General features: G+C 33.8%; 14 protein-coding genes. 9 read left to right on the top strand and 5 right to left on the bottom strand.

Annotation, left to right across the window (positions count from 1 at the left end):
* Positions 1-43: 43 nt before the first annotated feature.
* Both C8N41_RS07195 and C8N41_RS07190 read right to left on the bottom strand, forming a co-directional pair.
* A complete protein-coding gene (locus C8N41_RS07195; RefSeq protein ID WP_115838712.1) occupies positions 44-721 on the bottom strand; it encodes an ABC transporter ATP-binding protein in 678 nt (225 codons plus the stop codon).
* Positions 722-827: 106 nt separating this feature from the next.
* Entirely contained in the window at positions 828-2,078 is a 1,251-nt protein-coding gene (locus tag C8N41_RS07190) for an efflux RND transporter periplasmic adaptor subunit (RefSeq protein ID WP_115838816.1), read from the bottom strand.
* A 299-nt stretch (positions 2,079-2,377) separates the two neighbouring features.
* On the opposite strand from C8N41_RS07190, the gene C8N41_RS07185 reads away from it, so the two are divergent.
* Together C8N41_RS07185 and C8N41_RS07180 are read left to right on the top strand one after the other, a co-directional pair.
* Positions 2,378-3,730 carry a sigma-54-dependent transcriptional regulator gene (locus C8N41_RS07185; protein WP_115838711.1) on the top strand — a complete coding sequence of 451 codons (1,353 nt, stop codon included), beginning with the start codon at positions 2,378-2,380 and terminating at the stop codon, positions 3,728-3,730.
* Positions 3,720-5,063, top strand: coding sequence for a sensor histidine kinase (locus tag C8N41_RS07180; protein WP_115838710.1), 1,344 nt, complete (start codon positions 3,720-3,722; stop codon positions 5,061-5,063). Before C8N41_RS07185 ends, C8N41_RS07180 begins: the two co-directional genes overlap by 11 nt.
* On the opposite strand, the gene C8N41_RS07175 is transcribed toward C8N41_RS07180, so the two are convergent.
* From C8N41_RS07175 to C8N41_RS07165, 3 genes are all read right to left on the bottom strand, one after another.
* Positions 5,060-7,456, bottom strand: a complete 2,397-nt coding sequence (locus C8N41_RS07175; protein WP_249033248.1) for a protein-disulfide reductase DsbD family protein — start codon at positions 7,454-7,456, stop codon at positions 5,060-5,062. The two genes, C8N41_RS07180 and C8N41_RS07175, sit on opposite strands and share 4 nt — an antisense overlap.
* A gap of 144 nt (positions 7,457-7,600) precedes the next feature.
* Positions 7,601-8,011 carry a rhodanese-like domain-containing protein gene (locus C8N41_RS07170; protein WP_092444362.1) on the bottom strand — a complete coding sequence of 137 codons (411 nt, stop codon included), beginning with the start codon at positions 8,009-8,011 and terminating at the stop codon, positions 7,601-7,603.
* 14 nt (positions 8,012-8,025) lie between these two features.
* The gene (locus C8N41_RS07165) at positions 8,026-8,343 is read right to left on the bottom strand and encodes a rhodanese-like domain-containing protein (protein ID WP_092444364.1); all 318 of its coding nucleotides are present in this window, start codon (positions 8,341-8,343) and stop codon (positions 8,026-8,028) included.
* A 261-nt stretch (positions 8,344-8,604) separates the two neighbouring features.
* On the opposite strand from C8N41_RS07165, the gene C8N41_RS07160 reads away from it, so the two are divergent.
* The 7 genes from C8N41_RS07160 (at position 8,605) to C8N41_RS07130 (ending at position 14,698) form a co-directional block, all read left to right on the top strand.
* On the top strand, positions 8,605-9,063 hold the full coding sequence (locus C8N41_RS07160) for a MarR family winged helix-turn-helix transcriptional regulator (RefSeq protein WP_092444366.1): 459 nt from the start codon (positions 8,605-8,607) through the stop codon (positions 9,061-9,063).
* A 2-nt stretch (positions 9,064-9,065) separates the two neighbouring features.
* On the top strand, positions 9,066-9,635 hold the full coding sequence (locus C8N41_RS07155; protein WP_115838708.1) for a YceI family protein: 570 nt from the start codon (positions 9,066-9,068) through the stop codon (positions 9,633-9,635).
* Positions 9,636-9,954: 319 nt separating this feature from the next.
* On the top strand, positions 9,955-11,355 hold the full coding sequence (locus C8N41_RS07150) for an anthranilate synthase component I family protein (protein WP_115838707.1): 1,401 nt from the start codon (positions 9,955-9,957) through the stop codon (positions 11,353-11,355).
* Positions 11,356-11,442: 87 nt separating this feature from the next.
* Positions 11,443-12,009: an anthranilate synthase component II gene (locus tag C8N41_RS07145; protein WP_115838706.1), complete on the top strand. Its 567-nt coding sequence runs from the start codon at positions 11,443-11,445 to the stop codon at positions 12,007-12,009.
* Positions 12,010-12,127: 118 nt separating this feature from the next.
* The gene (gene trpD, locus C8N41_RS07140) at positions 12,128-13,120 is read left to right on the top strand and encodes an anthranilate phosphoribosyltransferase (RefSeq protein ID WP_115838705.1); all 993 of its coding nucleotides are present in this window, start codon (positions 12,128-12,130) and stop codon (positions 13,118-13,120) included.
* Positions 13,117-13,902 carry an indole-3-glycerol phosphate synthase TrpC gene (trpC, locus tag C8N41_RS07135; RefSeq protein WP_115838704.1) on the top strand — a complete coding sequence of 262 codons (786 nt, stop codon included), beginning with the start codon at positions 13,117-13,119 and terminating at the stop codon, positions 13,900-13,902. The genes trpD and trpC overlap by 4 nt, the downstream gene beginning before the upstream one ends.
* 175 nt (positions 13,903-14,077) lie before the next feature.
* Positions 14,078-14,698 (top strand): phosphoribosylanthranilate isomerase, encoded by a 621-nt coding sequence (locus C8N41_RS07130; RefSeq protein WP_115838703.1) that lies wholly within the window; start codon positions 14,078-14,080, stop codon positions 14,696-14,698.
* Positions 14,699-14,717 lie beyond the last annotated feature (19 nt).

The raw sequence follows: 14,717 nt of genomic DNA, 5'->3' as shown, positions 1-14,717 counted from the left end.
ATCATTATATACCTACAAGGGTTTAAAAACCTTGCAGGATAGACTACGCTAATATATTCTCAGTTACTTTTTGTCCGTCTAACATTCTGATAATTCTATGACTGTACTTAGCATCGTGCTCACTGTGTGTTACCATGATGATGGTTGTTCCGGCTTCATTAAGATCTATTAATAAATCCATTACCTCGTTACCATTAGTACTATCCAAATTACCTGTTGGCTCATCGGCAAGAATTAGTTTTGGTTTGTTGACCACAGCTCTGGCAACAGCCACACGTTGTTGCTGTCCACCAGACAATTGTTGCGGAAAATGATTACGACGATGCATAATTTGCATTTTTTCTAAAACCGCCTCCACTTGCTTTTTACGTTCTGCTGGTTTAACACCTGTATAGATTAAGGGTAATTCTACGTTTTCAAACACCGTTAGTTCATCAATGAGATTAAAGCTTTGAAAAACAAAACCAATATTGTGTTTGCGTAATTCTGAACGCTTGCGCTCATTATAACCAGCGACTTCCGTGCCGTTAAACATAAAACTACCTCCATCAGGATCGTCTAGTAATCCCAAAATATTTAATAAGGTCGATTTCCCACATCCCGAAGGCCCCATGATCGCCACAAACTCACCTTCTTTCACATCAAATGATAATTTGTTTAAGGCTATGGTTTGTACTTCTTCGGTTTTATAGAATTTTTCTAGGTCTTTTATTTGTATCATCGTATAAGTTTTTATCTTGTAGCTTTGGCTATTAGCCCTTAGTTATTGGTTGTTAATTTTAGTCTTTTTTTCTATTCTTTATTATCTTGGTTCATGTCTCATGCTTCTATTTCAAAATCAACTCTTCCGTATCTCCAAAAGCATCATAACTAGACGTCACCACTTTATCTCCAGGATTTAATCCTTCTAAGACTTCGTAATATTCTGTATTCTGGCTTCCTAATCTTATGTTGACTTTGTACGCGGTATTTCCATCTTCGCTGACTTTAAACATCCAGTTCCCTCCTGTTTTTTGAAAGAAGCCACCTTTCGCTACTAACAACGCTTCTTTTTCTGCACTTAAGGCCACACGAATTTGCAAATTCTGACCTCTACGAATGCCTTCAGGCACTTCACCTACAAATTTCATATCCACTTGAAAACGACCATTGGTAACTTGTGTAAATACCTTTTTAATTTCTAAAGTGTAGGTTTTATTATTCAACACAAAGGTTCCGGTTTGACCATTATAAATTCTGGAAATATAATGTTCATCAATATCTACTCTTACTTTATAACCAGTGATCACATCGACTTGACCTAACCGTGTGCCTTTATTAATAGACTGTCCGATTTCAGCATCTAGCGACGTTAACTGCCCATCGATTGGTGCTCTCACCACCAAGTCCCCAACTTTTTTTCGCATCAGCTCTAATGCACTTTGAGTTCTAGCATATGAATTTCTAGCCTGATTGACTTCTAATTTTGATGAAATACTATCCTCTGATAATACTTGTTGCGCAAGTTTCATACGTTCCTTTTGGTACTCATAATTATTCTGAGACGACTCGTAGTCCATTCTTCCAATCGCCCCTTTTTCGTATAAACGTTTGTTTAAATTATAAACACGTTCGGCTTCAATGAGATTATTTTCAACATCAGTATATTGATTTTGGCGGTTAATGGTATTTTGGCGCGCTGCATTTTGAGAAATCTGCATTTGTGTCAATAAATTATACACCGACGTTTCCTGGTTAATAAGACTCAATTCCAAATCGGTATTAGATAATCTTAAAATTGGTTCTCCTTTTTTAAGCATGGCACCATCTTCAACAAACTTCTCTTCTACACGCCCACCTTCCAAAGCATCTAAATAAATAGTGGTAATAGGAAGCACAATACCGTTAACCGGAATGTTTTCTTGAAATACATTTTCACTGACTGTACTAATTGAAATTCGCTCTTTATCCACATTCAATTTTGAACCACCTGAGGTTTGAAAAATAACATACACGATTAAAGCTATTAATGCTAAAATCCCTAAAGCTAATCCTACTTTTTGATTTGAAAATTTCTTCTTTTGAATTGGAACGTCCATTTGTAATTTTTGATTTATATATTTTATATAGTGAAGATAATGCCAAAACATTAATATACTGAATTACAGCTTATTATATTTTTAGTCGAAATTAAAAGTGTCCGTTTTTGATACACTTTATGTTCAATAACGTACACTTTTGAAGGCTGTTAAAATTTAGGTTTTGTATTTTTTTTAAGCCCAAGATAAAATTGTAATATTGTAAACACATCCTTAAAATGAGTTCAATACGCTATTTCCGATGTATAACGTTCGGCTTTGAAAGGACTTCCTAATAAATAAACCTCGATTATCGAGAGATGGTACTTAAAAACGCTACAATATTAGTTATAGACGATGATGTTGATGTATTAACAGCATTGCGATTGCTATTAAAACCGCTGGTTAAAACTGTGGTTACGGAGAAAAACCCAAGTAATATTACCTCTCAAATAGCGCAAGCTAATTACGATATTATTATTCTAGACATGAATTTTAATGGCTTAGTCAATACGGGAAACGAAGGTATTTTTTGGCTGAACAAAATCCGACAGTTAAAACCAGAAACAGCTGTGATTTTAATGACCGCTTATGCTGATATTGATTTAGCCATACGCGGTTTAAAAGAAGGTGCATCTGACTTTTTAATGAAACCTTGGAAGAATGAAAAAATAGTAGAAACCATCACAACTATTCTGAGTCAGAAAAAATCGCAAAAGCTCTCAAAGAACCAGCTTCACAGCAATTCTGTTGAAATTATTGGCACTAGTGATGTGATGACGGATGTCTTTACAAAGCTCAAAAAAGTAGCACCAACAGATGCCAACGTTTTAATCCTTGGTGAAAACGGTACAGGTAAAGATTTAATTGCTCGTGCGCTTCATGATAACTCCAACAGAAAACACCAACCGTTTGTAAAAGTCGATGTTGGTGCTTTAACCGAATCATTATTCGAAAGTGAATTATTTGGCTATAAAAAAGGAGCGTTTACAGACGCAAGAGAAGACAGAAAAGGCCGTTTTGAAGCCGCCCATGGTGGCACTTTATTTTTAGATGAAATAGGAAATATTAGTTTGAGTCAGCAAGCCCGATTACTTACCGTCTTACAAAATAGACACGTGACTCCTTTGGGCTCAAATGACCCAATCCCTATTGATATTCGATTAATTTGCGCTACTAATATTAATCCTCAAATTTTAGCTGATGAAAAGCGGTTCAGGAAAGATTTAATATACAGGATTAATACGGTTGATATTGTGGCTCCTCCATTAAGAGATCGTGGTACTGATATTACTGAATTGGCTCATCATTTTGTAGCACAGTATGCCGAAAAATATAATAAAAATCCGTTTTCTTTTGATTCCGGATTTATCTCAAAATTAAAAAAACACGATTTTCCAGGTAATGTTAGAGAATTGCAATACGTTTTAGAACGTGCCGTAATAATGACCGATGGTTCGGTTTTAAAACCTGATGATTTAGTGTTTTCTTCAATAGAACGATCTACCTCAACTCCTAGCATATCAACTCAAAGCCTTAATTTAGATGACATCGAAAAAAATGCAATTCTCAATGTGCTTGAAAAAAACAAGGGGAATGTTTCTAAATCGGCCAAAGAATTAGGCATTACCAGAGCTGCATTATACCGAAGACTAGAAAAGTATGAATTATAAAAGCTACATCTTCTGGCTATTTTTTAGAATTCTACTTATCGTTGGTGCTATTCTCGGATTGTTATATACCATTTACAGTGATAAAACCTCACTTATTATTCTTTCAGGAATTGCCCTACTTTACCTATTGTTCAACACCTATTCCTTTGTAAAACGCCGTTTTGCGGCTATAGACGATTTTTTTGAAGCCGTTAAATATCGTGATTTTTCAAGATGGTTTCCAGAAGACAGAGGACCTAAAGACATTCGTTTTTTATATACGGGTTTTAACGAAATAAACCGAACCATAAAGGAAATCAACTCCCAAAACGAAGCACAATACGTGTATCTTCAAAAGATTTTAGAAATGGTAGATATTGGCATTATTGCGTATAATTTGGAATCTGGTGATGTCCTTTGGAGTAACGATTCTTTTGGCGAAACTTTAGACATGCCATCGTTTAAAAATATTCGATTTGTAGAAAACAGGAAACCCGAATTATTTACGACCATTTTTGAAACCTACCACAGAGAACCCAATTCTATCTCCATAGCACTTCAGAATGAAAATATAAAAATCTTAATTTCTGATACCGTATTTCAAGTTAAAGAGGATGCTTTTAAGTTAATTGTAATTCAGAATATCGATGATACTTTAAATAAAAACGAATCGGAATCTTGGAAGAAATTATTAAGTGTAATGACGCATGAAATCATGAATTCTATTGCTCCAATTTCATCTTTAGCAGATACACTTCAAAATAATTTACAACTCGCCATAGCTCATCCAAATGAGACACGTTTGGATTTAGAGGACATTAACGCCGGAGTAAAAACCATAAAAAACCGTAGTGACGGTCTTTTAAAATTTGCAAAAACCTATCGTAGCTTAAGCAAAGTAACACACCTCAACTTACAACGGGTTAAAATTGGAGATCTCTTTAATAACATTCAGCTTTTAATGGAACCTTCTATTAAAGCTAAAGCCATTGCTGTTTCTTTTGAGATTATTCCGCCTAAATTAGAATTAGATATAGACACACACCTCATAGAACAGGTGCTAATCAATCTTATTTTAAACGCTGTAGATGCCTGTAAAATGGCAAAACACCCTGAAATAAAGGTTGTAGCTTCCCAAAACCCAAATAGAGATGTCGTTATTAAAGTTATGGATAATGGCTCTGGAATTCCGAAAGCCATTTTAGAAAACATCTTTGTGCCTTTCTTTACGAGTAAAACCACAGGAAGTGGTATTGGCTTAAGCCTGTGTAAGCAAATTATGTTACTTCATAAAGGTAGAATTATTGTAAAAAGTGTGGAAGGTGAAGGTTCTGTTTTTAGTTTGGTGTTTTAATCCTTAAAATTCCCAATCCCTTCTTTTAACCATGCCTCATATTCTTCAATATCTGGCGTGTAAGCAACAGGTTCATTTAAGTTTTCTTCATTATGATCCATTAACACATAATACGGCTGCGTATTGGTTTTGTATTTAATGGTTTGCATTTCGCTCCATAGCTGTCCTTTATTTTTCAGTTTTTTACCTGGTCTTAATTTTGAATCTGGCGCTTCACCTTCAGGAAAATCTATTTGTTCATCCACATATAAAGAAATGAGAACAACATCATTTTTAAGTTTGGATAACACACTAGGATCTACCCAAACATTCTGTTCCATTTTACGGCAATTGACACAAGCCCAACCTGTAAAATCGAGCATCACAGGTTTCCCTACTTTTTTGGCATAAGCCAAACCTGTTTCATAATCGTTGAATGCGATAATATCGTGTGGCGCTAATAAATGTGCACCTTCGGGAACTTCAACCGTACCACTACCACCTTTTGAATTTCCTACACCATATGGAGATTCAGAATAATCTAATGGAGGCGGAAACGCACTTATAATTTTTAAAGGTGCTCCCCAAAGTCCTGGAATCATGTAAATCGTAAACGTCAGCGTTAATAAGCCAAATAATAATCGTCCTACAGAAATATGTTTTAGTGGAGAATCGTGTGGCAATTGAATTTTACCAAAAAGGTACAATGAAAGTGTTCCAAAAATCGCAATCCAAATGGCTATAAAAACTTCGCGTTCTAAGATGTGTAATTGCAATACTAAATCGGCCTGAGATAAGAATTTAAACGCTAAAGCCAATTCTAAAAACCCTAAAACGACTTTTACGGTATTTAGCCAACCACCAGATTTTGGTAATGAATTTAACCAACCCGGAAATGCTGCAAATAAGGCAAATGGTAAAGCGATTGCTGAAGAAAATCCAAGCATTCCTATAACTGGAGCAATACCGCCTTTAGAAGCCGCTTCTACTAGAATTGTTCCGACTATTGGTCCTGTACAAGAAAATGAAACAATAGCTAAGGCTAATGCCATAAAGAAAATACCAACAAGTCCACCTCTATCAGCTTGCCTGTCTGCTTTGTTTGCCCATGAGTTTGGCAATACAATTTCAAAGGCTCCTAAAAATGAAATAGCAAAAACCACTAATAATATAAAGAAGATAAGATTAAACCAAACGTTTGTGGCTAAAGCATTAAGCGCTTGAGCACCAAAAATCGCTGTTATTATTGTGCCTAGTAACACATAAATAACAATTATAGACAATCCATATATTATAGCGTTTCTGATGCCTTTAGCTTTAGATTGACTTTGTTTAATAAAGAAACTAACCGTCATTGGGATCATTGGAAACACACAAGGTGTCAATAAAGCCACGAATCCTGAGAAAAACGCAATAATAAAAATAGACCATAACCCTTTACTAGATTCATCTTCGCTAGACGCTGAATTTTCAACAATATCCGAAGAAGCTTTAACGGTTTTAGTTAAATCGAATTCTAAATCTACATACGTTGGAGCAGTACACTGTGTATCATCACAAGACATGAAACCTACTTCTCCGGTAACCGTTGTAACCGATACATCCGAAACTTTGATTTTCTGCCTAAACTCTGCCTTATCCTTAAAGTATTTAATCGTCATATCGAAGACCTTATCCATACTTTCTTCACCCTCTTCTTCTTGAGTGGTTCCTAAAAAGGTAATACCTTCTTTTTCTGAATAATCAAAACGAGTTGGTATTGGTCCTCCATCTTTAATATTTTGGGCATATAATTTCCAGCCGTTATCGATGTTAGCTGTTGCTACAAGTATAAGTTCTGTATCGTTTACTTTTTCAACTGAAGTACTCCATTTTACTGGCTCTAAAATTTTAGATGTTGCACCTGCACCAGTTAAATTTATAGCGGGTACTTCTACAGCTTCAGAAGCTTTATCGTCCTTCAACTTAAATTTAAGATCTACATATGTTGGTGGCAAACATTTCTCATCGTCGCAAACCATAAATTCTACTTCGCCTTCAACTAGCGATAACTCTTTATTTAAAACTTTAATGCGTTGTGAAAATTCGGCTTTGTTTTCAAAAAACTTAATACGCATTTGAAAAACAGGATCATTTACAGTGTGACCATCACTCTCGGTAGTTTCATTAATGAGTTCGAAATTGTCATTTTCTAAAAATGAAAAGCCCGTTGGAATAGGTCCACCCTCTGGTACGTTTTGAGAATATAAGTGCCATCCGGAATCAATAGTTGCTATAGACACTAGATTGTACTCTGTTTCTGAAATCTTTTCAACCTTAGTTTCCCATTTAACGGGATCGAAAACTTGAGAATTTATAGTGAAAGACATTAAAAACGCCAAGAGGCAAAACAGAAGTACTTTTTTAATATTCATGAACGACATGTTATGTTAATTTGCAAATGTAACAGATGTGTTTTTGTTAATACACTTACAGTCGTCTAATTTATAAAAATCTTAAGAATATTAGTAAAGAATTAGGGGTATAAAAAAACCGAACACTAGGTTCGGTTGGTCTACTTATGATTTCACTTTCAGGTTGAGTTTATCTGAGTGTTTCCATTTGGAAATACCTCCTTCTAAATCGTACACCTTTTCAAAACCTGCAGCTTTTAGTTTCTTAGCACATTTGGCACTTCTACCACCAGATTTACAATATAATAATACTGGTCTATCTTTATCGAGTTTTAAAATGTCCTCGTCAAAAGTCGGTGACATAAAATCTATATTCTGAGAATTGACGATATGGTTTTCTTTGTGTTCTTCTGGAGTTCTCACATCGACCAACTGCACGTCTTCTAACTCTAAAATAGAATTCATTTCCTCTGCAGTCACTAATTGAACTTCTCCATTATTTAAAGTTCTATTTAAACAGCTTGTACTGAAACACGCCAATACTATTAAGCAACATAGTGCAATTATTTTTCTCATCATTTCTAATTTAATTATTCCATAAATGCTACCTCACCTTGCCATTCGCTAAAGCCTCCTTCGAGATTATAAGCATTCTCAATATCTAATTGATTCATAATAGCACATGCTTGACCGCTTCTGTTTCCAGATCTACAATACACATAATAGTTCTTAGACTTGTCTAATTTTTCTACTTCGTAAATAAATCCTTGTCCTTTAAAAATATCTATATGAATTGCATTAGGAATGATTCCTTGATCAACTTCGTCTTGTGTTCTAACGTCTAAAACTACAGCATTCGTATCTGCCTCTAATTTTTTAGTCCATTCTTCTTGTGATAAATCAGCCATTTTCTGTGTTCTTAATTTTTAGCAAAATTAACATATCATTATGATATAGACGTAAAAAAATTAGAAGTGTTACAAAACATCATCATTATTTTATATTAATAATAGTGGATTTTACTTTATTTTTCAATAAAAGACAAAGATTATTAGCACGTTATGATTTTCATATCGTCTCCTTTTAAAATATTTCATGACTAAAATTTAACAAAATATTAATTTTAAATTCTAATATTTCACATACATTTGTACATACAACAATTGTATATGAAAGAATTAAATAAGATTTTAAAAACTAAAGTAAATTTACCTTTACCGCAAGCCACAGTAATACATCTATTTCACACCAACTCTTGGATGAAAGATGATTTGTTAACAGCACTTAAACCTTTTGATTTATCCATAGAGCAATTTAATGTCTTAAGAATTTTGCGAGGTCAGAACGGAAATGCCATCAACTTACAAGATATACAAGAGCGTATGGTAAGTAAAATGAGCAATACAACTCGCTTAGTCGATAAATTGATTAAAAAAAAATTTGTGAAGCGTACTATCTGTAAAACAAACAGACGAAAAGTAGAAATTGTTATTACAGAACTCGGCTTAGAACACTTACAAAAAGTGGATCCTACAATAGAAAGCACATCAACTGATATCACAAAAAACTTAACTCAAGAAGAGTTAATGCAATTAAACACCCTTTTAATAAAACTTAAAAACAAGTAATTATGAAAAACAGAAATTCAAAATTTGCCATGCTATTTATTTTAGCATTATCATTTATGTCCTTTACTGTATTAAAGGACAAAACCGTTAAAATTAAAGAGAGTTCTATAACCTGGAAGGGCTATAAAGTTGGTGGAGAACACACAGGTACAATTGATTTAAAAAGTGGTTCATTGATTTTTAATGGTTCAAAGTTAACCGGAGGTAACTTTGTAATTGATATGACATCTATTAACACCACGGATTTATCGGGTGACTACAAAGATAAATTAGATGGGCATTTAAAATCAAATGATTTCTTTGGTGTAGAAGAATTCCCTACAGCAACTTTAAACATCACTTCAGCTACTGGCAAAGCTGGTGTTTATAACGTTAAAGCAGACATTACAATCAAAGGAATAACCGAAGCTATCGATTTTGTAATGAACGTGAATGACGATACTGCAACGGCCAATCTTAAAATAGACAGAACAAAACATAATATTACGTATCAATCACCTTCCCTCTTAGAAACGCTAAAGGATAAAGCTATTTATGATGATTTTGATTTAAATGTAACGCTTAAGTTTTAAGTTGTTCTTAAATTAAAACACTAAATTTTACATTTGGATTCCTGTTTTCGTTAAATACACGTTAACAGGAGTCTTTTTTTTTTATAAAGTGTTTGAAATCTTAAATTTGATGTTTATATTTGAGGCGCATTATGAATATAAATACAAATCATACTTGGTGGTGGAATTTCTCAAACTTACGTTCGTGAACCATCCCTTGGTATGTATAACTTATATAAAAAAGGCTTGTCATTCACGACAAGCCTTTTTTGATTTTATAGCATTATACTAAAAATAGATTTCCATATTAACGAAGAGATCCAATTGAATTTGACACAAAATGAAAACATTTAGTTTAAATACACATTATAAAAAAATATTAGCAGACACCATTACGCCTGTAAGTATTTATCTTAAGATTAGAGATAAATTTCCTAATAGTATTCTACTAGAGAGTAGTGATTACCATGCCAACGACAACAATTTCTCCTATATATGTTGCAATCCTATAGCCTCTATAAAAGTGGAAGGAGATACGATTTTTCAAACCTATCCTGATGGAAGCTCTAAAAGTAACGCTATTCATACAGTTGGCGTCATTGAGGAAATACACAAATTCACCCAACGTTTTAAAGTGAATACTAAAGAAGACTTTAAGTTTATAAATAATGGCATATTTGGTTACACCTCATATGATGCAGTAAAACATTTTGAAGATATAGAGATTTCAAAAAAGGAGAACTCTATTACTATTCCCGAAATATATTACGCTGTTTATCAAAATATCATTGCCATAGATCATCAAAAAAATGAAGCTTATATTTTTGCGCATTGTTTCCATAGCGAGAATAATATAGACGAAGTATTACAATTAATTCAAACCAGACAATATGCTTCGTACGATTTTAAACCTAAAGGAGAGATTGAATCTAACCTTACGGATGACGACTATAAAGCCCATGTAGAGCTCGCTAAAAAACATTGTGGCAGAGGAGATGTTTTTCAATTGGTATTGTCTAAACGGTTTTCTCAAGAATTTAGTGGAGACGAGTTTAATGTTTACAGAGCTTTAAGAAGTATTAACCCATCCCCTTACCTCTTTTATTTCGATTACGGTAATTTTAAAATTTTCGGTAGTTCGCCTGAAGCTCAGTTAGTTGTTAGTGACAATAAAGCAGAAATTCATCCAATTGCTGGGACTTTTAAACGAAGTGGGAACGATTTAAAAGATGCCGAATTAGCAGAGGAATTAATTAAAGATAAAAAAGAAAATAGCGAACATGTTATGCTGGTAGATTTAGCAAGAAATGACCTCAGCAGACATGGTAGTAACGTTAAAGTTGAAAATTACAGAGAGGTTCAGTTCTTCTCTCATGTGATTCATCTGGTAAGTAAAGTAACTGGTAAAATTCACGACAATACTGATACCATGCAAGTGGTAGCAGACACATTTCCTGCCGGAACTTTAAGCGGTGCCCCAAAACATAAAGCTATGCAACTCATTGAAAAATATGAAAAAACTAGTAGAGGGTATTATGGTGGTGCCATTGGTTTCATGGATTTTAACGGCAACTTTAATCATGCCATTATGATTAGAACATTTTTAAGTCAGAATCATAAATTATTTTGGCAAGCAGGAGCAGGATTAGTAGCAAAATCTAATGCTGAAAGTGAATTGCAAGAAGTTTATAACAAGCTAGGTGCTTTAACAAAAGCGATTGAACAAGCTAAAGAGATTTGAATTAGCTGTCATTCCTGTATAAGCAGGAATCTATTTAAAAAATTGAAGTGTAATTAAAAAGATTCCCATTTGCATGGGAACATTAAGATGAAAAAAATATTAGTCATAGACAATTACGACAGTTTTACATACAATCTTGTACATTATTTAGAAGATTTAGATTGTGAGGTCACCGTAAAACGAAACGATAAACTAACTTTAGAAGAAGTCAATGCTTTTGAGAAGATTGTGTTATCTCCAGGACCTGGAATCCCTGATGAGGCAGGTTTATTAAAACAAATTATTAAAACCTATGCTCCAACTAAAAGTATTCTAGGAGTTTGCTTAGGCCAACAAGCTATTGGTGAGGTTTTCGGTGGCAGCTTAGAAAATTTAGATCATGTTTTTCATGGTGTAGCAACGCAAGTAAGCGTTTCTGTTGATGATGAGCCCCTATTTAATGGACTTAATAAAACTTTTGAAGTTGGCAGATACCATTCTTGGGTAGTTAATACCAATTTACCAGATTGTTTAGAAGCCACATCTTTTGACGACAACGGCCAAATTATGTCACTAAGACATAAGGTTTACGATGTTAAAGGTGTACAATATCATCCGGAATCGGTATTGACACCAGATGGAAAGCAAATTTTAAAAAACTGGGTAAATCAGTAAAAAATTAGCTATTGGCTGTTGTAAAAAAACTCAAATTAAGAATAAAGCAAAATAAACAGCAATAGAAAAAGAATAGAAATTACATTTAAAAAGATATGCCGTTGTACGGAACATTGATATGAAACAACTATTAAACAGACTCATTAACCAAGAAAGCATCTCTAGTGAAGAAGCCAAAAACGTATTGGTCAACATTTCTGAAGGAAAATATAACCAAAGTCAAATTGCATCATTCCTAACCGTATATATGATGCGAAGTATCACTACAGAAGAACTTCGAGGATTTAGGGATGCCTTATTAGAACTTTGTATTCCAGTAAATCTTGAAGATTATAATACCATTGATTTATGTGGAACAGGTGGTGATGCTAAAGACACGTTTAACATTTCAACCTTATCCTCTTTTGTAACTGCTGGTGCAGGCGTACATGTTACAAAACATGGCAATTACGGTGTATCTTCAGCGTGCGGATCGTCAAATGTAATGGAATATTTGGGCATTAAATTCACTAATGATACCGACTTTTTAAAACGAAGTATTGACGAAGCTGGAATATGTGTTTTACACGCTCCATTATTTCATCCAGCAATGAAAAACGTAGCACCAATCCGAAAAGAATTAGGCGTAAAAACCTTTTTTAATATGTTAGGTCCTATGGTAAATCCTGCTTTTCCAAAAAACCAAATGGTCGGCGTTTTTAATCTCGAATTATTGAGATTATACAGTTACTTATATCAAGAATCAGATAAAAACTATGCCATTGTGCATGCCCTAGATGGCTATGATGAAATTTCATTAACCGGAAAAACAAAGGTGATTTCTAATACCTCAGAAACCTTATTTGAACCGCATGAATTAGGTGTCAATCAATTTCAACAATCTGAAATCTTTGGTGGAAATAGTGTAAAAATGGCTGCAGAAATTTTTAAAAGTGTTATTAATTATCAAGGTACGGAGGCACAACATCAAGTGGTTTGTGCTAATGCCGGATTAGCCATTGCAACAGCCAAACAAATTTCTCATAAAGAAGGATTTGCTCTCGCAAAAGAATCCCTTGTAAGCGGAAAAGCAAAACAAAGTTTAGACAAACTAATTGAATTAAGCAAATGAACATTTTAGATAAAATAGTTATAGACAAACGGAAAGAGGTTAATCTCAAAAAAGAATTAATTCCTATTCAAGTTTATGAACAGCGCCCGTATTTCCAAATGAAAACGCGGTCTTTGTCTGAAAAATTACGAGCAAGTAATACTGGTATTATTGCGGAATTTAAACGCAAGTCACCTTCCAAGTCTGTAATTAATGACACGGCTTTAGTTGAGGATGTCGCCATCGGTTACGAGACTGCTGGAGTATGTGGTATGTCTATTTTAACCGACGAAGTTTATTTTGGAGGTACTATGGACGACTTAATGACTGCTAGAGAACATAGCGATCTGCCTTTGCTAAGAAAAGAATTTATCATTGATGAATATCAAATTATTGAAGCCAAAGCCATTGGTGCTGATGCCATTTTACTCATTGCAGCCATCTTAACTAAAGCAGAGATTAAGCAGTTTTCTGAATTAGCCAAAAGTCTGAATCTCGATGTATTATTAGAAGTTCATAACGAAGAAGAATTACACAAATCTATCATGCCTTCGCTAGACATGCTAGGTGTGAATAATAGAAATTTAAAAACTTTTGAAGTCAGTTTAGAAATTTCAAAACAATTAAGTGCATTAATTCCTGATGACTTCGTAAAAGTATCGGAAAGTGGCATAAGTTCTGTAGAAGCCATTAAAGAATTACAGCCTTATGGTTACAAAGGATTCTTAATTGGAGAAAACTTTATGAAAACGGATTATCCTGGAGCAAGTGCGACTCAATTTATAAAACAATTAAGTAAATAGGTTGTCATTCCGCACCTGATGCGGAATCCTCAATGAATATTAAAACTAATAGATTCCTGCCTTCTCAGGAATGACAAGAAGTAAACAAATAACGTTAAGTGACCTGCCTGGTCTTTATACATAATAAGTTAAAAAGTCGAATGCGAGATTGAGTTTCCCGCTTTCACAGAAATATATGAAACTAAAAATTTGCGGAATGAAATATAAGGACAATATAGAAGCTGTTGCAAATCTGCAACCCAACTATATGGGCTTTATATTTTACGATAAATCTGCTAGAAATTTCGATGCAATAATTCCAAAAATTCCAACATCGATTAAAAAAACAGGTGTCTTTGTAGATGAAAAGCTAGAAATTGTAAAAGAGAAAATAGAAAAATATAATTTACAAGCCGTTCAACTTCATGGACAAGAATCTCCTGAGTTTTGTGCAGCTATAAATGATGTTGAAGTCATCAAGGTATTTAGTATTAAAGATGAATTTAATTTTAATGTACTTAAACCTTATGAAGCGGTTTGCGACTACTTTTTGTTTGATACAAAAGGAAAATTACCAGGAGGTAATGGTTACACCTTCAACTGGAATATTTTAGAGCAATACCCATCTACCAAACCTTATTTTTTAAGTGGTGGTATTGGAATTAACGAAATTGAAAACATCATAGAATTTAAACAAAGTCCGGCTTCAAAATATTGTTACGCTTTTGACGTAAACAGTAAATTTGAAATAAAACCTGGATTAAAGAATATTGAAGAATTAAAAAAGTTTAGAACTCATCTGTCACTCCGCACCTAATGTGGAATGCTCAATGAAA

It is taken from the genome of Winogradskyella sediminis (assembly GCF_003387355.1).
Taxonomy (GTDB): domain Bacteria; phylum Bacteroidota; class Bacteroidia; order Flavobacteriales; family Flavobacteriaceae; genus Winogradskyella; species Winogradskyella sediminis.
The sequence above is the reverse complement of the archived record's forward strand: the minus strand, read 5'-3'. Positions and strand labels throughout refer to the sequence as shown.

Coding starts and splice junctions, on each gene's coding strand:
- C8N41_RS07195 (WP_115838712.1), bottom strand. CDS start 721: ATGATACAAATAAAAGACCTAGAAAAATTCTATAAAACCGAAGAAGTA.
- C8N41_RS07190 (WP_115838816.1), bottom strand. CDS start 2,078: ATGGACGTTCCAATTCAAAAGAAGAAATTTTCAAATCAAAAAGTAGGA.
- C8N41_RS07185 (WP_115838711.1), top strand. CDS start 2,378: ATGGTACTTAAAAACGCTACAATATTAGTTATAGACGATGATGTTGAT.
- C8N41_RS07180 (WP_115838710.1), top strand. CDS start 3,720: ATGAATTATAAAAGCTACATCTTCTGGCTATTTTTTAGAATTCTACTT.
- C8N41_RS07175 (WP_249033248.1), bottom strand. CDS start 7,456: ATGAATATTAAAAAAGTACTTCTGTTTTGCCTCTTGGCGTTTTTAATG.
- C8N41_RS07170 (WP_092444362.1), bottom strand. CDS start 8,011: ATGAGAAAAATAATTGCACTATGTTGCTTAATAGTATTGGCGTGTTTC.
- C8N41_RS07165 (WP_092444364.1), bottom strand. CDS start 8,343: ATGGCTGATTTATCACAAGAAGAATGGACTAAAAAATTAGAGGCAGAT.
- C8N41_RS07160 (WP_092444366.1), top strand. CDS start 8,605: ATGAAAGAATTAAATAAGATTTTAAAAACTAAAGTAAATTTACCTTTA.
- C8N41_RS07155 (WP_115838708.1), top strand. CDS start 9,066: ATGAAAAACAGAAATTCAAAATTTGCCATGCTATTTATTTTAGCATTA.
- C8N41_RS07150 (WP_115838707.1), top strand. CDS start 9,955: ATGAAAACATTTAGTTTAAATACACATTATAAAAAAATATTAGCAGAC.
- C8N41_RS07145 (WP_115838706.1), top strand. CDS start 11,443: ATGAAAAAAATATTAGTCATAGACAATTACGACAGTTTTACATACAAT.
- trpD (WP_115838705.1), top strand. CDS start 12,128: ATGAAACAACTATTAAACAGACTCATTAACCAAGAAAGCATCTCTAGT.
- trpC (WP_115838704.1), top strand. CDS start 13,117: ATGAACATTTTAGATAAAATAGTTATAGACAAACGGAAAGAGGTTAAT.
- C8N41_RS07130 (WP_115838703.1), top strand. CDS start 14,078: ATGAAACTAAAAATTTGCGGAATGAAATATAAGGACAATATAGAAGCT.